General features: G+C 42.9%; 19 protein-coding genes. 11 read left to right on the top strand and 8 right to left on the bottom strand.

Annotation, left to right across the window (positions count from 1 at the left end):
• Window positions 1-2: 2 nt before the first annotated feature.
• From DW896_RS13215 to DW896_RS13180, 8 genes are read right to left on the bottom strand one after another with little or no spacing between them, the layout of a single operon-like run.
• Window positions 3-2,183, bottom strand: a complete 2,181-nt coding sequence (locus tag DW896_RS13215; protein ID WP_016272598.1) for a DUF4434 domain-containing protein — start codon at window positions 2,181-2,183, stop codon at window positions 3-5.
• The gene (locus DW896_RS13210) at window positions 2,180-3,604 is read right to left on the bottom strand and encodes a sialate O-acetylesterase (RefSeq protein WP_009037095.1); all 1,425 of its coding nucleotides are present in this window, start codon (window positions 3,602-3,604) and stop codon (window positions 2,180-2,182) included. Before DW896_RS13210 ends, DW896_RS13215 begins: the two co-directional genes overlap by 4 nt.
• Window positions 3,601-4,665, bottom strand: a complete 1,065-nt coding sequence (locus DW896_RS13205) for a DUF4434 domain-containing protein (RefSeq protein WP_009037096.1) — start codon at window positions 4,663-4,665, stop codon at window positions 3,601-3,603. The genes DW896_RS13210 and DW896_RS13205 overlap by 4 nt, the downstream gene beginning before the upstream one ends.
• Before the next feature lie 20 nt (window positions 4,666-4,685).
• Window positions 4,686-5,600: a ribokinase gene (gene rbsK / locus DW896_RS13200; protein ID WP_005835391.1), complete on the bottom strand. Its 915-nt coding sequence runs from the start codon at window positions 5,598-5,600 to the stop codon at window positions 4,686-4,688.
• An 11-nt stretch (window positions 5,601-5,611) separates the two neighbouring features.
• Complete coding sequence (locus DW896_RS13195; protein WP_005835389.1) at window positions 5,612-6,784, bottom strand: AGE family epimerase/isomerase; 1,173 nt, start codon at window positions 6,782-6,784, stop codon at window positions 5,612-5,614.
• Window positions 6,785-6,816: 32 nt separating this feature from the next.
• A complete protein-coding gene (locus DW896_RS13190) occupies window positions 6,817-8,217 on the bottom strand; it encodes a sugar porter family MFS transporter (protein ID WP_034528996.1) in 1,401 nt (466 codons plus the stop codon).
• Window positions 8,218-8,223: 6 nt separating this feature from the next.
• On the bottom strand, window positions 8,224-9,645 hold the full coding sequence (locus DW896_RS13185; protein ID WP_009037098.1) for a calcineurin-like phosphoesterase family protein: 1,422 nt from the start codon (window positions 9,643-9,645) through the stop codon (window positions 8,224-8,226).
• A 1-nt stretch (window position 9,646) separates the two neighbouring features.
• Window positions 9,647-10,726: a DUF4434 domain-containing protein gene (locus DW896_RS13180; RefSeq protein WP_005835383.1), complete on the bottom strand. Its 1,080-nt coding sequence runs from the start codon at window positions 10,724-10,726 to the stop codon at window positions 9,647-9,649.
• Between the two features lie 325 nt (window positions 10,727-11,051).
• Between DW896_RS13180 and DW896_RS13175 the strand changes: the two genes are divergently transcribed.
• The 11 genes from DW896_RS13175 to DW896_RS13125 all read left to right on the top strand — a co-directional run bounded on the left by DW896_RS13175 (window position 11,052) and on the right by DW896_RS13125 (window position 21,363).
• Window positions 11,052-12,254: an ROK family transcriptional regulator gene (locus DW896_RS13175; RefSeq protein ID WP_005835379.1), complete on the top strand. Its 1,203-nt coding sequence runs from the start codon at window positions 11,052-11,054 to the stop codon at window positions 12,252-12,254.
• 1,248 nt (window positions 12,255-13,502) lie between these two features.
• Window positions 13,503-14,039, top strand: a complete 537-nt coding sequence (gene hpt / locus DW896_RS13170; RefSeq protein ID WP_005823670.1) for a hypoxanthine phosphoribosyltransferase — start codon at window positions 13,503-13,505, stop codon at window positions 14,037-14,039.
• 42 nt (window positions 14,040-14,081) lie between these two features.
• Window positions 14,082-14,654: an adenylate kinase gene (locus DW896_RS13165; protein WP_005823672.1), complete on the top strand. Its 573-nt coding sequence runs from the start codon at window positions 14,082-14,084 to the stop codon at window positions 14,652-14,654.
• A gap of 14 nt (window positions 14,655-14,668) precedes the next feature.
• A complete protein-coding gene (gene obgE, locus DW896_RS13160) occupies window positions 14,669-15,850 on the top strand; it encodes a GTPase ObgE (protein ID WP_005823673.1) in 1,182 nt (393 codons plus the stop codon).
• Window positions 15,847-16,674, top strand: coding sequence for a peptidoglycan editing factor PgeF (gene pgeF / locus DW896_RS13155; RefSeq protein ID WP_009037100.1), 828 nt, complete (start codon window positions 15,847-15,849; stop codon window positions 16,672-16,674). The genes obgE and pgeF overlap by 4 nt, the downstream gene beginning before the upstream one ends.
• Complete coding sequence (locus DW896_RS13150) at window positions 16,674-17,339, top strand: B3/4 domain-containing protein (RefSeq protein WP_009037101.1); 666 nt, start codon at window positions 16,674-16,676, stop codon at window positions 17,337-17,339. The genes pgeF and DW896_RS13150 overlap by 1 nt, the downstream gene beginning before the upstream one ends.
• The gene (locus DW896_RS13145; protein WP_005823679.1) at window positions 17,340-18,059 is read left to right on the top strand and encodes a M23 family metallopeptidase; all 720 of its coding nucleotides are present in this window, start codon (window positions 17,340-17,342) and stop codon (window positions 18,057-18,059) included. It abuts the gene before it with no gap.
• A 9-nt stretch (window positions 18,060-18,068) separates the two neighbouring features.
• Complete coding sequence (locus tag DW896_RS13140; protein WP_005823681.1) at window positions 18,069-19,070, top strand: PhoH family protein; 1,002 nt, start codon at window positions 18,069-18,071, stop codon at window positions 19,068-19,070.
• Between the two features lie 27 nt (window positions 19,071-19,097).
• A complete protein-coding gene (locus tag DW896_RS13135; protein ID WP_009037102.1) occupies window positions 19,098-20,039 on the top strand; it encodes a phosphoribosylaminoimidazolesuccinocarboxamide synthase in 942 nt (313 codons plus the stop codon).
• Window positions 20,040-20,777 (top strand): bifunctional demethylmenaquinone methyltransferase/2-methoxy-6-polyprenyl-1,4-benzoquinol methylase UbiE, encoded by a 738-nt coding sequence (ubiE, locus tag DW896_RS13130; RefSeq protein WP_005823685.1) that lies wholly within the window; start codon window positions 20,040-20,042, stop codon window positions 20,775-20,777. It abuts the gene before it with no gap.
• 31 nt (window positions 20,778-20,808) lie between these two features.
• Window positions 20,809-21,363, top strand: coding sequence for a hypothetical protein (locus tag DW896_RS13125; protein WP_005823687.1), 555 nt, complete (start codon window positions 20,809-20,811; stop codon window positions 21,361-21,363).
• The last annotated feature ends 25 nt before the right edge of the window (window positions 21,364-21,388 follow it).

Here is a 21,388-nt window from a genome sequence, read left to right as displayed (position 1 = left end):
TGTTATTCAGCTTTTACTTTAGCAGATTCTTTACCAATCACATTATAAACAGCTACTTCATAAACATTATCTACTGTACCTTCTGCATCAACAAAAGTTCTCGGAAGTTGTCCGTCACGTATTTGTAATTTCATAATCAACTGCCCATCACGATAGATACTATATCCGTCAACTGCTTTCATTTCATTCGGTATCCAAGAAACTTCAATTCCCTTAGCCACCTTTCGTACAGCAGCATTCTTCACTTTTTCAGGAATATCCATTATAGGCAAACATCCCGTCCGGCAATATTGAAGATATGCCTGATGATACGCCGGATTAACTACAAACGGGCTATTGTAATGATTGTATGCAAAACAAATCAAATTGCCAACATAGCCATTTACAATCTCTAACTGTTTTTGAACCCTTTCTAAAGGAGCGCTAGTCCAAAAGCGCTGATCGAATGTCTCTACATTTCCCCAAAACTTCAGCCCAGGTTTAGTATTGACAGCCTTCTTCAAATTAGAAAACCATTCCCACAAATTATCCAAATTCAGTCCACCTGCACCGACACAATCCTGAGGAGCGAATATATCTCCCGGACGGAAGTCGGTTTGCGCAAAGACGTTCGTCCACATCTTGCCACATTCTTCAGCATTTCCACCTACCTTGTAATTCATAAACGGAGACAACATAAGGGGCATTTCCGGAGCAATCTCAGAAAGATGATTCAAATTCGTATTCAATGCCTCTGCCAAAATTGATTGACGCTCAGAAGTCATACAGTTCAAGTTGTCTACCTCCCAAACCCAATACCAACCATACATGGCATCCGGATACTTTTCTTTATACAAAACAACAAGCTCATCTGCCACCTTATTACCCATTTCCATTTGCTCCAGTAACCAGCGAGCATCATAATCCACTTTCCACCAACGTTCATTAAAGTTTAATCCTACAAATACTTTAATGCCATTTTTTTGCGCACTTTGCAAACACTTTTCAAGCGTTCTATTGCCTTGCTTCTTCTTCGTCAGAGCAGACGGATAATTTGTAGTTGTTTTCCCCTTTTCATCTACCAGCAATGCAGGTGCATAGATCAAGTACTTCATGCCAGCTTCTTTCAGCATATCCATTTCCTGATTCCAACGTTCGTTGTCCCAATTTGCTACCAAAAACTCTTGCACAAAGGAACCACTGAAACGAGGAATATTACTGCCCTTATTTTTCTGCTCAAATTGATAATGAAAATAAGTTCCTTTCAAATCTCTTATATAAGTATCAAAAACCGATTCGTCTTCATGCAGATTAATGACACGTACCCCTCGGCTAAGCGTTTCATTATAGGCAGAAGGATAACCCGTCTTCCGACCATAGGCCAAAGTTATGTTACCGTCTAAATCAACCATATAGTCATTATTATGGTCATGACCTACAAACACCCCAATAACATCCCTCTTTTCTATAAACGAGGAGTACAATCCGGTATTTACACTTGGAGCACAAACACCCTCCTGCTTCTCGCCAAACTCCCGGCATGTCCACCTTGCCGTTTCATGCTCTGGCAGAGGAATATGGAAGAAAGCCAAGGAAGGCAATATGCGCTTGTTGCGAGCGGTAACCCGACTGCTACTTTTCCTATACCACTCTATCTGATTATGCTTAATCCAATCATAATAACCAAAAGAACGGTCTTTGGTATTATTGTGAGAATCGAAGAAATAGAGTACCCATTTTTCAGATGTAGCATCAGAAGAACGGACGGTCAACATGCAATTGCCCGAGCCCGAAAGTCCTTTTTCAGCATCATAAGTCAGGTTATAAGGTCGTGTACACAGATAGTCCAATATCTGAGCATTGTTCATATCCGTTTCTTCATCATGATTACCAAAGGTCACAACAAAAGGAGTTTTGGTTTCCCCAAATATTTTGGTCAATTTCTCCCATCCTTTCTTAGCATTCCAGGAAACTACTACATCACCTGTAAGAACAACCAAATCGGGATCTTCTATACGAATAACTTCACGAATCAAATGACAAGTGCTGTCATTCTTCAATTTATAAGAATCACTCTCTACCCAATGCAGGTCTGTCAACTGAACAATCTTGAACTTCCCGTCACGAAACTTCAAATCAGAAGCTTGAGAAAAAGCAGAGAAGCAAATAAAACAACAAATTAAATATAATAAAGACTTTTTCATTTTTTACGATCTGTTCTAAATGGAGCCAAAGGTAATCCGTTACTATCAAATAAATTAGGCATAGCATCATTGGAAAAACAATAACGTACTCCTACCGGTTCCTTCACCTTATCGGCAATGACACTGATATCTCCATTCTTTAATATAGAAGCCTTAGCCGGATGCAAATTACCCTCTTTATCCAGGACCTCAAAGTGACGAATGACCTTATCCTTGCAAGCAAGTTTGCCAATAGCGGTAGTTGTTACTATTACTTTACGACCATCTACTCTAAAGGATTTTAGCATAGGCGAATACGGTTGTATATCCTCTTTATGATAACTATTTTTCAAAGCCATATTAGCTAATCGTTCTCCTACTTGTCTCTTCAGACTCGGATGAATATCTGTTAGGTCGTTTACTAAGTCTCCCGCCACAACCATACCAGTATTTCTCAATGTAGCAGCCACATCGGCTTGTTGTTCACGCAAATATGCAGCATTTTTATCCGCATAACCACTCCAAGGAGTTATCTGGACAAAATAGAAAGGCAAATAATGATGAAAAGCATTACGCCAACCTCTAATCATAGCATCAAACATAACTCCATAATCCTGATGCCTTTCATTATTGGCTTCTCCTTGATACCAGACAACCCCGGCAATAGTGTAGTTTATAATGGGATGAATCATTGCATTGTAAAGAGAAGAATTTGCAGTCGGTGCCCATCCGGCAGTCAATGCTTTAGTCTTTTCTTCCAATTTCTCATGACGCAATGTAAATTCGTCCATCCAAGGCTCAATGGCTGTACCTCCCCAATAAGAGCCTATCAACCCGATAGGAAGATTACCCAATTCTTCATTCAGCCTTTTTCCAAAGCAAAAAGCCACTACGCTAAAATCTTCTGCAGTTTCGGGAGAACAAATTTCCCACTTTCCCTGAATTCTTTCAACCGGATACGCGGAGGATGACTTAGCCACCTTGAAAAAACGAATCTTTTTATTGTCAAACAGTGTACTTCTATCGGTGATGTCATCTACACGCCACTTAAAGCAATACTCCATATTTGACTGACCGGAACAAAGCCAAGTTTCTCCCATCAGAATGTCTTTCACTTCTGCGCAAAGTTTACCTTCCCAACCATAAAACCGAATGGCGTGCGGTCCTTCGGCCTTGGGAGTGTTTATATAAGTTTCCCAATACTTATATTTATCAGAAGATACATGAACCGTATCATTGGGAGCCCAACTACATACAATCTTCAAATCCCAAACACTGGGACACCATCCCCAAAGCTTTACTTCGGCATCACGTTGCATCACTGCATGATCACTTATAATAGATGGAAGAACAAAATCAGCAGGATCTTGTGCTGCCAGTTTGGTAAATCCCAACAGAGAAACTAAAAAGTATACAATTCTTTTCATATCATTCCTATTCATTTAAAATTTTGTTTGTTATACCAATCCATATATTGATTATATAACCTTACCGTCTCTCCTCTTAATCCGGCATGAGCCTTAGATTGGGGTTTGTTCATGATTCCAAGATATTGGTAAACCAAAATTTTGTCCACGAAAGGTGAAATAGCTTCCATTTGATGAATTATTCTATTGTTAAAGTCCGCTGGAAGTAAACTGCCATGAGTGGTCTGTTCAAAGTAAAACAACTCCATATCAGCCCATATTCTGGAACGCCCTGCCTTTTGATGCGCTTTTGACAAATTCTCATAATAACGGGCAGAATCTTCCAATCTGGTTGCACCTACTCCCACTCCATCCTGATAGGCCACGATTTCCACATTGAGTTGTTCAAGCTGTCTCACAAAATAATCATCACATTTTTCTTTCTTTATATTGTATGGAGCTATTATATTCACACAGTTAGCATTCAACGACTTAGCCACTTGCGCACACTCATTGACATAAGGTATCACAAAATCACAAAAATAAGGATCTAACCACGATTCATTAGGGAAATACCACCCATAAAAGCTCTTGTGATGCCCATATTTCTTATAGATTTCTTCCATTGATTGATTCCTTTTCTTACCCAGTTCCCTATCTGTCATCATCCGATGAGCATCAAGATCCGGTCCCCAATAATCATTGCTCACAAAGAACTTCACACCAAACTCATCTGCCGCAGAAAGGACTGTTTCAATAGGATCTTCACAACCCATTTCAAATTTAGGAGCCAATTTCGTATCAAAAAAAGCTTTGCCGTGAGCAGCCACATTCATCATCACCAAATATTCCATACCGGTCTCACTGATTTCACGAATTTTTTCTCTCCACTGGGCAGCAGTAAACTGTCTTAAGTCTTTGTCCCAATATACTCCTTCTTTACCTCCCGGATGCTGAAATTCAAACCAAGAACCGGAAATAGGTTTTATATTCGGATTGGCAGCTGCTTGCTTTAAAATATCTGCTTGAGCTACTCCCGGCAGAGTCAAACCAACTGCTCCCAGACCTAACATTGATAAAAAATGACGTCTATCCACAATATTCTTCTTTTAACAGATTAAACTAAATTATTCATATCCAACTCTTTCCGATAAGGAATAGATGATTGAGCCCCCATTCTTGTAACAGAAATAGAAGAAGCTTTAGATGCAAACAATACTGCTTGTTCCAAGCTCATCCCTTCGGAAACACCCACGCAAACAGCTCCATTGAAAGTATCTCCTGCGGCCGTAGTATCAACCGGAACCACTTTGTAGGCATCTACATAATAAGTTTTTTCTCCTTCTCTTACAAAGCTTCCTTCGCTACCCAAAGTTATTATTATATTTTTCACACCTTTCCGATACAAGACACCAGCCGCCATAGCCACGTCTTCTTTGCTGTTTATCTTAACTCCGGTCAGCATTTCAGCCTCTATCCGATTGGGAGTTATCATATATAAATATTGGAACAAAGATTCCGGCAAAGAACAGGCAGGAGCAGGATTCAATACAACTTTCACTCCCTTTTCATAAGCCTTCCGTGCAGCATATTCTACAGTTGAAAGAGGAATTTCCAGTTGCATCAATAATATATCTCCAACCAACATCTCTTTTTCCATACTGTCAATATCCTCTTGTCCAAGTAACATATTAGCCCCCGAAGCCACAACAATACAATTTTCAGCATATTGGTCCACGCTTATCAACGCAACTCCGGATGGAGTTTCATTATCTAAAGCAATATAGCTTGTTTCTATGCCTTCATTTTGAAAAACACGCAAGGTCTGCTGTCCCAAAACATCATTGCCCACTCTCGCCACAAATAACAAGTCACCCCCCAATCGCTTCACTGCAACTGCCTGATTTGCTCCTTTACCACCCTGATTCATAAGAAACTTACCACCAAGGATTGTCTCTCCCGGTGCTGGTAAATGGGAGGTATGCACTACCATATCCGTATTTGAACTGCCTACTACTATGATTTTGCTCATACAGATTCTATTTATGAATTTGCTATTTCCTCCAAAACAGTCCAACACTGATACAATCCTCTGGGAACATGGAAACATCCTTTCCATTTTCCACCTTTCAGCGGAAGCAAAACTTCACCTCTTCTATTCAGGTATCCAAACCATTCAGGATGTTCTGTATCTTTAAAATGAGTCCATGTATAATCATGCACTTTATTAAACCACTCCAAACATTGCTGGTCGCCAGTCAAATGATACCCTTTCAATAGAGAAATCAGAGTCTCGATATGTACCCACCAAAGCTTCTGATCCCACTCCAATTGTTGAGGAGGACAACCTTTACGATCCATAAAATAATAAATACCTCCGAACTCTTTATCCCAGCCGTAATCGAGCATAGTCAAAGTGGTATTTTTCGCCTTTTCTATCAAGTCCAAACGCCCCAAACGTTTCCCTAAATCCATGATAAACCACATGGCTTCAATTGCATGTCCGGGAGTAATTTGTCTTCCCTCGAACGAATCGGAAAGCTGTCCGTCCATTTGTATGTTTTCAACAATAATACCTCCTAATTCCGGACGATAAAATTCTTCCATAACCTCATGGATACAGACTTCCATGGTCTTTTCCAGATAATCCTCATCCAGCAAATGTTCTATCTCCAAAGCCAAATTGCATAAAATCATTGGCAATGCAAAGTTCTTCAAATCACGTGTACCTGCATGCAACTTATTCCAATGCCCTTTGGGATTATCAACCTTCGACAAGATTATATCAAACGTTTTCTTGGCAATTTCTGCATACTCTTCATTCCCTGTGGCTAAGCTTAACTGCCCAAATGCCATCGTAGCAAACGTATATGAAAAAATATTATAAGGCTCAACTAATGGATTTCCTTGTCTGTCCAATGAGAAATACCAGTTATAGTTACCATCGTGACCATACTTTTTCAAGAATTCTCCTCCTTGAATGGCACAATCTAACCACTCTTGACGCTTCTCTACCTTATTATAAAGCATCGAAAACATCCATACCTCACGTCCCTGCAACCAAATAAATTTATCCGTATCAAATACATTGCCTTGACGATCCAAGCATGTAAAATATCCACCATATTCATGATCTTGAGAACATTCAAGCCAAAAAGGAAGAATATGATTCATCAGTTCATCCTTATACTGTGTTGCTAATTTTTTAAAGTCCATATTTTTTTTATATTTTAGTTCATAAGGTCAATTTATTTCATACGTGTCCAATACCGTTCTATCTCTTCCAAAGATTTGCCAGTCGTTTCCGGTACAAGTTTCCATACAATGAGCATATAAGGCACACACATTGCAGCAAACAAGAAGAATGTTCCGGCGGGGGTAAGATTCTGGAGCATCCAAGGAGTCAACTGCCCAATTAAATATGTTCCAATCCAAAGAGAAAATCCTGCTATAGACATAGCCAAACCACGTACTTTGGTAGGATACATTTCTGAAAGAAGCACAAATACCACTGCACAAATAGATACAGCACAACAAAACACATAAGACAAGAAGCAAACCAACAAGAAAAGACTTGACAACTCCAAACTCTCTTCCCACAAAAAGTAAATACCGATAAGCAACAAAGAAAGAACCATCCCTGAAACGCCATAATATACCAACTTCTTACGTCCCACTCTATCAATAATAGCAAGTGCCAAGACAGTAGTCAACGTATTAACCAAGCCAACCAACACTTGATAAAACAAAGAATCACCACCGGAAAGCCCAGCTTTTTCAAAAATAGAAGGACCATAATACAATACGGCATTCACACCCATGAACTGTCCCAATATGGCAATGGCAACACCGATTATCACAGCTTTCAGAATGCCAGGCTGCAACAATAATGCCCACTCGGATTTAGTTTCTGATACAACAGATTTGGTTTCGTTCATCTGGTTCATAGCCTCCTCAGCCGAGTTGTAAATTCGTTGCAAAACATTAAGACCACGTTCTTCTCTACCTTTCAAAATCAACCAACGAGGGCTTTCGGGAATAAAAAAGATAATGGTAAAAAACAAAAGAGCTGGTAGTGTTTCCATCCCCAACATGCCACGCCATACTTCAGCTACAAAGATTTTTTCAAATAAACCTATACCAGAAACGACATGACTTTCTGAATATCCAAGCAACTGGAAATTTACCAAATAAGCGCCCAAAAATCCTACTGTAACGGCCAATTGGTACAAAGAGACTAAACGTCCTCTGTATTGGGCCACAGAAACTTCTGAGATATACAAAGGAGATATAATAGAAACAACACCAATACCCACACCACCAATAATACGATATACAACCAACTCATCGAAATTAGCACAAATGGCACAGCCTATGGCCGAAGTGGAAAACAACACAGCAGAAAGAACCATCGTCAGTTTACGACCGAACTTATCGCTCAACACGCCAGCAAAAAGTACACCCACAATAGAGCCTATCAGCGCACAACCCACATACCATCCCTGCTGCAAGGTATCCAAATGAAAAAGTACAGTCACTTGGGCAATGGTACCAGAAATCACAGCAGTATCATAGCCAAAGAGAAAACCTCCTAAGGCTGCAACAAAGGACAGAAATACTAAATATCCGATATTTACATTTTTCTTCATCATTGTTTATAGTTTAACTTTATATACATTACCAAAACGGTCTGTCACACACACCTCCACTGAAGCACTACCATTTTTAGGTAAAGCACGAAACATGTGTTCTGTTTTTATCGGAGAAATCCAATCATACTCTACGCGCTTTTTATCCGAGCAAATGGCTTTTGCTTCCGGATCAAAGCCCGTGAAATGCTCCATTTCACCCATACATTTCCCATTCTCATACCACTCTACCTTCCAGTTTTCATCCCAATTCCATACATTCGCAAGAATATACTCAGGGTAATCCTCTGAAACTCCTACCGGATAAGCCCTGAATTGATGTTCAATGGGATACCCCGCACTCTTATAACGCCAAGTCAGCTTGTTTCCATCAACTTCATATACACCATAACCAGCGGGAGTGCCATCGGTGCAAATATCAGCCTTCCAAAAAGTACCGCATACAGCTGCTGTGTTATGTTCCATCAAGCTATCATTGAATACAACATTACCGTTGTTATGGGTATGACCAGTCAGCAAATGTGCCTCGTACCCTTTCAAGAGGTCATACAAGCTTGAAGCATTACTGGTCTCATCAGGAAGTAGCGCATTAAATTCCAGCTCCTTAGTAGAACTGGAAGGGATATGCATGGAAACAAACACCAAATGGTCCTTCGGCACAAAGGCCAAATCCTTCTCAATCCATTGCAAAGTACGCTCATCAATATAACCGATGTAGCGGTAATGCCTATTGATATAGTAACAGTTATCAAGCACGATATAATGAGCCTTTCCACGGTTAAAGGAATAATAAATAGGGCCGAAATTCTCTTCATAGGATTTATACGAATGCTCGTAAGAACGTACTCCATATTCCATATCATGATTTCCAATCACTCGATACATAGGGACATCCAACACGTCCGATGCTTTTTTATATGAGGAAAAAAGCGACAAGGCATTACCTACAATATCACCACAATCCAGCATAAATAAATCATATTTCGAACATTTGTCGACAAATTCCTTCACATCCCTCAGATATTCTGAATAAGCAGTAACATCTTCGTCTTTTCCAAGCTGAACATCGGCCTGAACCAAGAAAAGATGCTTGTCATCATTCTTAGAATTTTTGACTAAAGAAAAATCATATACAGAAGTCCCTTTAGTAATGCGTTGATAAAACAAAGGGAGGCTACCATCCCGTTGGGGCAAATAACCTGCTGGAGTAGTAACATATACAAAACGGGCATCACGATGATAAGGAATAGTATATTTGCCGGCAACATCGGTCGAAACACAATCGAAACCATTTGTAACCACTACATTCGCAACTCCACGTCCCTGACATTTAACCTGTCCCGTTATAACAGGTAGAGTTTGTGCCGCCAAATTTAAGCTGACGACAAAAACAAAAAATACCAATAACTGTCTTATTATGTTTTTCATGTCATCTTATATTAAAATATTCTTTATACCTATTATATAAATGCCCTGCCTGCAAATACGCCGATTGCGGACTCATAAAATGAGAAAATTCAAAAGTGATAGCTTTGTCATAACCTGCCCGTTTGGCAGCTTCCAATTTCATACGCAACTTATCAAACTTAATAGGCAAGAAATCAATGGGCATATCACGGTCAAAAGTTTCGGCATTTGTCCAGCACTGCATACCATATTTATCAGCCAATTTCTTATTTACAGCAAAAAAAGCATCCAGTTCATCATAATCAATATGTCCATCTTGGAAGGCACAAGCGTCAACCACATCATGAACGCCATCGAAAATTTCATTCCATTCCCTTTCATGTTCCTGAACAGAGACAGCATCTTCTTTTGTTAGCTTGCCTGTTCCCATAACAGCCTTTTTCCCATCAATCCATGGAGAAATAAAAGTCGGTAAACCTCCGGATACATCTTTGCATTGTTTACCCATTGTACGAAAGGCATCAATAGCGCCTTTCGTCTTACGGCTTATTTCACCACTAATATACCAGCCACCAAAACTCTTATATTTTTCACCGTATTTATCCCACACTTCATCAATCACATACTTATTATCCTCAATCTCCCACGACAAATCACCGGTATCCCAATACTTACCAGAGTCATATAAACCAAAATAAAACTTCATGTGATATTTTTCTGCCAGTCGAAGAAACATATCCAACAAATCAACAGAAGGCATATAACAACCCTTGCTTAACAAGTGCTTCGAAGGGTAAGTAATGAATTTACGATAACCGGAACGAATCATAATAACCGTATCAATCCCAACATCCCGCATATACCGGAAATCCCGATCCCATTCTATTTCTCCCCAATTCTGATGGGGAATATCATGAGATATCTCATCTAAAAATGTACCGGTAATTTTAAGTGCATCACCCATGGGAACCAGCATGGAAGAGGTAGTCTCCCGAGAAAAAGAACAATTCCCATCACTCTCTTGCCCCAACAATGAAGGGGGCATGAATGCAGATGCACCAAACAAAGCGGTCTTTTTTAAAAAATCCCTGCGTGTTTTCATCATTAATAAAATTAAGATCAACCATTATATATTAAAAGCCCTATTGAATGCATATTTTAGAAAAAAAATCCAATTATGTTTTTCATCGTTATGGACATTAACCATTATTATTCAATTATCACGTCACAAATATAGATATATTTATTATCTTTGCAATACTTAATAAAGTATTTAATTAATATATACCATATATTTAATATATATTAACCGGTTATTACTAAATAAATTGCAAAACAATAGACAGAATACAATAATATTAGCCCATATACTTTAGTATACCAATATATAAATAAAAATAAGGCGAATAATTTAAAAATATACACTAATGAAGCAGGATTTATTAAAAGAAATGGAAACCGGGAGCAAGAATGCACTCTTAAAAAAAAGGATCATCACACATTATATATATAATGGAAGCTCCACTATTACTGATTTGGCCAAGGAACTTGACCTAAGTGTGCCCACAATTACCAAATTTATCAATGAAATGTGTGAGGACAACTATATAAATGACTATGGAAAACTGGAGACTAGTAGCGGCCGTCACCCAAGCCTATACGGGCTCAACCCAGAATCAGGATACTTCATTGGGGTGGACATTAAAAAATTTGCCATAAACATAGGACTAATCAATTTCAAGGGAGATATGGTGGAAATCAGGATGAACATACCGTACAAGTTCGAAAATACACAAGAGGCTTTGGAAGAACTATGTGCACTCATTCGAGGCTTCATAAAGGAAACAGAAATCAATGACAAGAAGATAATGAACATCTGCATCAACATCTCTGGAAGAGTAAATCCGGAATCAGGATACAGTTTCAGTATGTTCAACTTTTCAGAGCGTCCTTTGGCAGATGTGCTGAATGAAAAAATAGGGTACCCAGTCTGTATAGACAACGACACAAGGGCCATGACCTATGGAGAACATATGCAAGGATGCGTCAAAGGGGAAAAAGACATCATCTTTGTCAATATAAGCTGGGGACTTGGAATTGGCATCATCATAGACGGGAAGGTATACACGGGAAAATCCGGATTTTCCGGAGAATTCGGGCACGTCAATGTATTCGACAATGAAATACTGTGCCATTGCGGCAAAAAAGGATGCCTGGAAACGGAAGCCTCAGGTTCGGCACTGCACCGCATCCTATTGGAAAGAATCGGTAAAGGAGAAAGTTCCATACTGTCAAAACGAACTATAGAAAATCCACCCACATTGGACGAAATCATCACTGCAGTCAATAAAGAGGATTTGCTATGTATTGAGATAGTGGAAGAAATAGGCCAAAAGTTGGGAAGGCAAATAGCAGGACTGATCAGCATATTCAATCCGGAACTGGTAATAATCGGAGGCACATTATCATCGACGGGAGACTATATAGTACAGCCAATCAAAACGGCAATAAGGAAATACTCATTGAATCTGGTCAACAAAGACGCCACGGTGACTGTTTCCAAGTTAAAAGACAAGGCTGGTGTAGTTGGAGCCTGCATGCTGGCACGGAGCAGAATGTTCGAAATTTAAGACGACCGTTGCCATCATAATGGAAATGACAAGACTTACACCAAAAACACAATTATTATATATAAAAAAGCGAATCTGTAATTGGTTACTGATAAAAAGACAGAATAAATTAGTATCATGATAACCGATTTCCAGTATTGCCCTACATTGAATTCAAGAATGCAAATAATTAAACTATCAATTAAAGAGAAGATGGAATCTATAGGGTATACTCGGAGATATTACGAGCATAACGAAGATTAGGAAAGTTACACTTCTAGAGTAGGAACAGAAAAGCAGAAAGAAGAATCGGCTAATCCCGAATTCTCCAACATAAAAAATAAAAAGTCGAAAGAAAGCTGTCTCAAATAAAATGTACTCCAAAGGTTAGATAAAAAACTTTTGGAGTACATTTTTCAACATATTTCTCTTTGTTTTCTTACTCCTAAGCATTGTTTTTTTCTGTCATTAGTGCATCAACCATACATAACCAATCAGAAATAGCAGTATCGACACAAGATTCTGACAAAACCTAGTCAAGAAAGAAGTAACGACAGATGCTATCTTCAAGAGGTCTTCCGCTACCATTATCTGGCATAGCATCTTATCAATCAATGAAAATCAGTAATATTTTCACCATAAACACTGTTCCTTCGAAGGATATTGCAGATACATAATTTTCGGATCCGACATCTACAGAAGACCTATAGACAAGTTTACATGCAATGGGAGCTTGTACCGGAAGAAAAATCATAAGAAGCTGAAGAAATCGAAATTCTATAACCATAATCGGTGGGAGCACCGTCTTGGCTTAATAAAATTACAAGAAAGTCCAGCGTCGGGAACTATGGCATTACAAATATTCGAGCTGAATATCGTCTTACTCCGGAGTTACAATATCTCCAGAAACTGAGAAATAAGAGTTTCCTAAAGTTATTGACATAGCTGTCTGGTTCTGTCAGCCGACAACCGACACACACCACTTATTTTTTACATTTCACTATTCTAGACTGTTCTCTACTCCAGTGGAAAGTTTTATCTGTCTATTCCTGACGCGTACTACAAAAAAGTTCTGTCAGTTTCTCGGATTTGAATTTTCCAAGGTTGAAATTGCATCCGATTCCGTTGATGAAAACCATGCATTCATAAACTGGTTTTTAGTAACGGATCCAACTAATTCATAGCCCTTTGAGAATATACTAGAACAAAACTTTTCACTTTCAAACAAATATCGTATTTTTGCCCCAACTTTCTAAAAACATCCCATCTATGGATACCATACAAATAAAAGACAAGATGTTCACAGTCTCCATCAAGGAGCAGGACATACTGAAAGAAGTAACCCGTGTAGCGAACGAAATCAACCGCGACCTGGCAGGAAAGAATCCTCTATTCCTCAGTGTACTGAACGGTTCGTTCATGTTTACCGCCGATTTGCTGAAACGAATCACGATTCCCTGCGAAATTTCGTTTGTCAAATTGGCATCCTATCAAGGAGTATCCTCTACCGGGGTAATCAAGGAAGTAATAGGCATCAATGAAGACCTCACAGACCGTACAGTGGTCATTGTAGAAGACATCGTAGATACGGGACTCACCATGCAACGCTTACTGGACACCCTCGGCACTCGCGGTCCCAGGGAGATTCATATTGCCTCCCTACTGGTGAAACCTGATAAGCTGAAAGTTGATTTGAACATAGAATATGTGGCCATGAATATTCCGAACGACTTCATCGTGGGCTACGGGTTGGATTATGACGGCTTCGGGCGCAACTATCCCGACATTTATACTGTAGTAGACTGATACAGGCATAATATAGTAAATCATTCAATAATAACTAAGCAAATGTTGAACATTGTAATTTTTGGTGCTCCCGGTTCAGGTAAGGGAACACAAAGTGAAAAGATTGTAGAAAAGTATGGCATCAACCACATCTCTACCGGAGACGTGCTCCGTGCTGAAATGAAGAACGGTACAGAACTGGGCAAGACGGCCAAAGGCTACATCGACCAGGGCCAGTTGATTCCCGATGAGCTGATGATTGATATTCTGGCAAGCGTATTCGACAGCTTCAAGGATAGCAAAGGCGTGATTTTCGACGGCTTCCCCAGAACAATCGCCCAGGCTGAAGCATTAAAGAAGATGCTCGCCGAACGCGGACAGGAAGTCAGCGTAATGCTCGACCTCGACGTGCCCGAAGAAGAACTGATGAAACGCCTTATCAAGCGCGGACAAGAATCAGGACGTGCAGACGACAACGAAGAGACCATCAAGAAACGCCTTGTGGTTTACCACTCACAGACAGCTCCGCTGATTGACTGGTACAAACAGGACGGCAAATACCAACACATCCAGGGCTTCGGCGTATTGGAAGAAATCTTTGCCGATGTTTGCAAGGCTATTGACGCAGTGAAATAACAATAAAACAGAATATGGCTGAATCGAATTTTGTTGACTACGTAAAAATATATTGCCGCTCCGGAAAGGGCGGACGAGGTTCTACGCATATGCGGCGTGAGAAATACATACCCAACGGAGGCCCCGACGGAGGTGACGGAGGACGAGGAGGCCATGTCATCCTGCGGGGTAACCGCAACTACTGGACGCTACTCCATCTGAAGTACGATCGCCACATCCTGGCAGGTCACGGAGAATCCGGTTCCAAAAACCGCAGTTTCGGAAAAGACGGAGCGGACAAGGTGATTGAAGTGCCCTGCGGCACGGTGGTGTACAACGCCGAAACGGGTGAATATATCTGCGACGTCACCGAGCACGAACAAGAAGTCATCTTGCTGAAAGGCGGACGCGGAGGTCTGGGTAACTGGCACTTCAAAACCGCCACACGCCAGGCTCCCCGCTTTGCACAACCGGGCGAACCGATGCAGGAGTTGACGGTAATCATGGAACTGAAGCTGCTGGCAGACGTCGGTCTGGTAGGTTTCCCCAATGCAGGAAAATCCACTTTACTGGCATCCGTTTCTGCGGCGAAGCCCAAAATCGCCAATTATCCGTTTACAACGCTGGAACCCAATCTGGGCATCGTGTCCTATCGCGACAGCAAATCGTTTGTGATGGCGGACATTCCCGGCATCATCGAAGGAGCCAGTGCCGGCAAAGGCTTAGGATTGCGTTTCCTGCGCCACATCGAGCGCAACTCATTGTTGCTGTTCATGGTGCCTGCCGACAGTGACGACATCCGTAAGGAATACGAAATCCTGTTGAACGAGCTTCGCACTTTCAACCCCGAAATGCTGGACAAACAGAGAGTGCTTGCCGTCACCAAATGCGACATGCTCGACCAGGAACTGATGGACGAGATAGAGCCGACACTGCCCGAAGGGATTCCGCATATATTCATCTCTGCTGTCTCCGGCATGGGCATCTCTACGCTGAAAGACATCCTTTGGGAAGAGCTGAACAAGGAAAGTAATAAGATAGAAGGCAAAGTGGACAGCATTGCCCATCGCGCCAAAGACCTCAGCCACCTGCAGGAAGAATTGAAAGAAGAGGGTGAGGACGAGGACCTCAGCTATGAATACGTCAACGACGACGAGGACATAGAGGACCTCGAGGACTTTGAATACGAAGAAGATTGGGAGGAAGATAAAAAATGATTCCTCTTACAGAAGATAGGAAAATGTTGGGATATGAGCTGCTTGCCTCATATCCCGGCATTTCTTGTTTTGTAACCACCCGCCACGGTGGATGCAGCCAAGGTAACTATGCCTCCCTCAACTGTACACCTTACACGGGAGACGAAGCCGAAGCTGTACGCCGCAACCAGGAAATAGTATGTTCTTCCCTGCCCCAACGCCCCCAAGAACTGGTCATCCCGTTTCAGACCCACGGGACAAAGGCACTTGTCATTGACGGAACTTATCTGCATGCAACAGCAGAAGAACGCCACTCCATGTTGCAGGGCATTGATGCACTGATAACCCGTGAACCGGGCTGCTGCATCTGCATCTCTACGGCAGACTGCATTCCCATCCTGCTCTACGACCGGAAGAATGCCGTGATAGCCGCTGTTCATGCCGGATGGCGCGGCACTGTGAATTACATCCTCGGCCACACACTCGACAAGATGCGTGCCCGCTATGGCACAGAGGGCAAAGAAGTGATAGCCTGCATCGGCCCCGGCATCTCCCTTTCCGCCTTCGAGGTAGGCGACGAAGTCTATGAAGCATTCCGCAAGAACGGTTTCCAGATGGATTACATCTCCGAATGGAAACCCGCCACCCACAAATACCATATCGACCTATGGGCTGCCAACCGACTGCAACTACTGGACTTCGGAGTACCTTCCGCACAAGTGGAGACAGCCAATATATGTACTTTTACCCAATATGAAGAGTTTTTCTCGGCACGCCGGATGGGTATCAAATCCGGAAGGATATTGTCGGGAATCATGTTAACCCATTCAAACGGATTGCATTAATGTATCATATCACACTTTCTAAAGAAATCAAGCAGAATTGCCCCGAATTCCGCGGTGCAGCCGTATTTGCCGAAGTGACAAATACCCCATATTGCGAAGGGTTGTGGCAGGAAATCGCAACTTTCACCCAAGAGCTAAGAGCCCGTGAAACCACGGACAGCATCAAGTACCAACCCGTCATTGCCGCCACCCGCGAAGCCTATAAACGTTGCGGCAAGGACCCCAGCCGCTACCGTCCCTCGGCCGAAGCACTGAGACGGCGACTGCTGCGCGGATTGGAACTCTATCAGATAGATACGTTGGTAGACCTTATCAACCTTGTCTCCCTACGTACGGGCCACTCTATCGGCGGATTTGATGCCGACGAGATACAAGGGACCGACCTTGAGCTGGGCATAGGACGTGCCGAGGAATTGTTCGAGGGTATAGGCCGCGGCATGCTGAACATAGAAGGGCTGCCCGTCTACCGCGACCGTATAGGCGGTATCGGTACCCCGACCAGCGACCACGAACGCACCAAGATGAAACTTGAAACCCGCCATATCCTTGCCATTGTCAACGGCTACAACGGGCAGGAAGGTCTGAAAGAAGCAGCCGAAATGATATTGGAACTGTTGGAGAAATATACTTCCTCTACCAGTGGGACTATACAATATTTTGAATAAATGAGAATCCGTATTCTTGTCCCTCTCCTGCTCATAGCCCTTGGTGCCACGGCACAAGGGAAGAAAACGGTCTTTTCCACCATGGAAACCAACCATATCCGCGTTGCCACTCCGGGACTGTTTTCGCAAAGAGAACTGATAGAGCTACCTTTGGAGGACATTCCGGACACGGAATACTCCTTTCCCCTGCCTGGAGGAAAAGTCATCTCCCCTTACGGACGGGGGCGGGGACGCCACAGTGGCATAGACATCAAGACCTACGCCAAAGACACCATACGGAGTGCCTTCAACGGCGTAGTACGGATGTCCAAGCCTTATAGCGCCTACGGCAATGTCGTCGTCGTACGCCATGACTTCGGACTGGAAACGATATACAGCCACAACTTCAAAAACCTTGTACATTGTGGCGACACAGTCAAAGCCGGACAGCCCATCGCACTGACCGGACGCACCGGACGCGCCTCTACTGAGCATCTGCACTTCGAGACACGCGTCAACGGGCAGCACTTCGACCCCAATATTATCTTCAACATGAAGGAACAGACGCTGAACCGACAACGTATCGGATGCTCAAAAAAAGGAAACGGCATCGTCGTGCAACAATTACCGACAATCTACCCGAAGCCACTGCAAAAAAAATACCCAATGGAACTGTTTAAGTATCCAAACGTTTCACTACATTTGCAGAACGTTTCACTAAAAGAACGAATTGAACTTTAAAACATATCAATGATAGAAAAACTGATTGTTCTTGAAGATATTGACCCGGTAATATTTTATGGCGTAAACAACGCCAACATGCAGCTGATAAAGGCCTTGTATCCCAAGCTTCGCATCGTTGCCCGCGGTAATGTCATCAAAGTATTGGGTGATGAGGAGGAAATGTGTGCATTCGAGGAGAACATCACCAAGCTGGAGAAATACTGTGCCGAATACAACTCTTTGAAAGAAGAGGTCATTATAGACATCATCAAAGGCAATGCCCCGCAAGCGGAAAAATCGGGCAATGTCATTGTATTCAGCGTAACCGGAAAGCCGATTATCCCGCGCAGCGAGAACCAGCTGAAGCTGGTAGAGGCATTTGCCAAGAATGACATGCTGTTTGCCATCGGTCCCGCCGGTTCAGGAAAGACCTATACAGCCATCGCGCTTGCCGTGCGGGCACTAAAGAATAAGGAGATAAAGAAAATCATCCTCAGCCGCCCTGCCGTAGAAGCCGGAGAAAAGCTCGGTTTCCTGCCCGGCGACATGAAGGACAAGATAGACCCGTATCTGCAACCACTCTATGACGCCCTGCAGGACATGATACCTGCCGCCAAGCTGAAAGAGTATATGGAGCTGAACATCATCCAGATTGCCCCCCTCGCCTTTATGCGCGGACGCACACTGAACGATGCCGTCGTCATTCTGGATGAAGCGCAGAACACGACCACCCAGCAAATCAAGATGTTCCTCACCCGCATGGGCATGAACACCAAGATGATTGTCACGGGAGACATGACGCAGATTGACTTGCCTTCTTCCCAGACTTCCGGTCTGGTGCAGGCACTGAAGATTCTGAAAGGCGTAAAAGGCATCAGTTTCGTGGAGCTGAACAAGAAAGACATCGTACGCCATAAGTTGGTAACTCAGATTGTGGAGGCCTACGAGAAGTTCGACAAGGAAGCGAAAGCGGAGCGTGAACGACGCAAAGCCGAACAAGCCGATAGTAAGATTGAACAGAAACAGTAAATTCTCAAAATCGTAAATATTACAAAGATGAAAGCATTAACAGCAACTGAATTTAACTTTCCCGGACAGAAAAGCGTGTACCACGGAAAAGTTCGTGATGTGTACAACATCAATGGTGAAAAGTTGGTCATGGTAGCTACCGACCGCATCTCAGCCTTTGACGTAGTATTGCCGAAAGGTATTCCCTTCAAAGGACAAATGTTGAACCAGATTGCAGCAAAATTCCTGGATGCCACAACCGACATCTGCCCCAACTGGAAAATGGCTACACCCGATCCGATGGTGACGGTAGGTGTGATGTGTGAAGGATTCCCCGTAGAAATGATTGTACGCGGTTACCTCTGTGGCAGCGCATGGCGTGCCTACAAGAGCGGTGTACGTGAAATCTGCGGCGTGAAGTTGCCCGAAGGGATGAAGGAAAACCAGAAATTCCCTGAACCCATCATCACCCCGACCACTAAAGCCGAGATTGGCGAACACGATGCCGACATCTCCAAAGAAGAAATCCTGGCACAAGGTCTTGCCACACCCGAAGAATATGCCGTATTGGAGCAATACACCATGGCCCTCTTCAAACGCGGTACCGAGATTGCAGCGGAACGCGGATTGATTCTGGTAGACACCAAATACGAATTCGGCAAGCACGACGGCAAGATTTACCTGATGGACGAAATCCATACGCCCGACTCCAGCCGCTACTTCTACTCCGAAGGCTACGAAGAACGTTTTGCCAACGGCGAACCGCAAAAGCAACTCTCCAAGGAGTTTGTACGCGAATGGCTGATGGACAACGGTTTCCAAGGCAAGGAAGGACAGCAGGTACCGGAAATGACCGACGAAATCGTTACTTCAATCAGCGAACGTTACATCGAACTGTACGAACACATCACCGGCGAGAAGTTCGTAAAAGAAGATACCGGCAACATCGCCGAACGCATTGAAAAGAATGTAACCGAATATTTAAAGTAAATGGACTATCCCCAAGAACACATCAAGCCCTACGGTAATGACGGCAAGAAGAGCGAACAAGTGGAAGAAATGTTCGACAACATCGCTCCTGCCTACGACAAGCTGAATCACACCCTATCCATGGGCATCGACCGCAGCTGGCGTAGGAAAGCAATCAAGTACCTACGTCCTTTCCGCCCCCGGCGTATTATGGACGTAGCTACCGGCACCGGCGATTTCGCCATCCTTGCATGCCGCGAACTGCAACCCGATAGCCTGATTGGCACCGACATCTCGGAAGGCATGATGAACGTGGGACGTGAAAAAGTAAAGCAGGCGCACCTCTCGAACAAGATTTCATTTGTCCGGGAGGACTGCACCTCCCTCTCGTTTGCCGACGAAAGCTTCGACGCCGTGACCGTAGCGTTCGGCATCCGCAACTTCGAAGGGCTGGACAAGGGACTGTCCGAGATGTGCCGCGTACTAAAGACCGGCGGACATCTCGTCATACTGGAGCTCTCCACACCAGACCGCTTCCCGATGAAACAGTTGTTCACCATCTACTCCAAAGTTGTCATCCCCCTGCTCGGTAAATGTATTTCGAAAGACAACAGCGCCTACACCTATCTACCGGAAAGTATTCGCGCCTTCCCGCAGGGAGAAGTGATGCAGGAGGTAATCCGCAAGGCAGGCTTCAGCGAAGTGCACTTCAAGCGGCTGACTTTCGGGATATGTACACTTTATGTGGCAACTAAATAAAAAGAAGAAACTTATATAAAAAAGAGACCTTATGAAAGCTACACACACCCTCTATTTATTATTTATTACCCTCCTTTGCGTTGCCGGTTTCACAGCTTGCGATGATTCGGGAAGTGATGATATGATATGGGATTTTGCTCCTATCGAACTGCATATCGCAGTACAAGATGCTCAAGGTAATGATTTGTTGAATCCTGAAACTCCCGGCAACATTGCCAAGCAAGGAATCAAGGCAATCTATAATGGAAAAATATATGAAAAGGACGTTCCAATAAGCCAAACCAAAGCTTACCTTGCACACTTCAACGGTCTGCAAACAATGAAATTTGAAACTGGCAAATACTTTCTCACTTTTGGAGAATTCAATGGCGACGATACATTCGATAACGAAAAAGTGATAATAGACTGGAACGATGGTACTCAAGACGTCATCACCTTCTCTAGCAAACTGATCTGGAAATCAAAAAATAAACCCGTATTCGACAGAAAGTTCTGTTTGAACGGAAAAGACAACGGATTGCAATTCGGAGGTTTTGTTATCATCAAAGAACCGGTAATCACCTCCTCAACTACTTCCGACCAATAATGTACTCCATAAACAAACGAATATA

This window comes from Bacteroides sp. AM41-16, assembly GCF_003603495.1.
Taxonomy (GTDB): domain Bacteria; phylum Bacteroidota; class Bacteroidia; order Bacteroidales; family Bacteroidaceae; genus Bacteroides; species Bacteroides uniformis.
The sequence above is the reverse complement of the archived record's forward strand: the minus strand, read 5'-3'. Positions and strand labels throughout refer to the sequence as shown.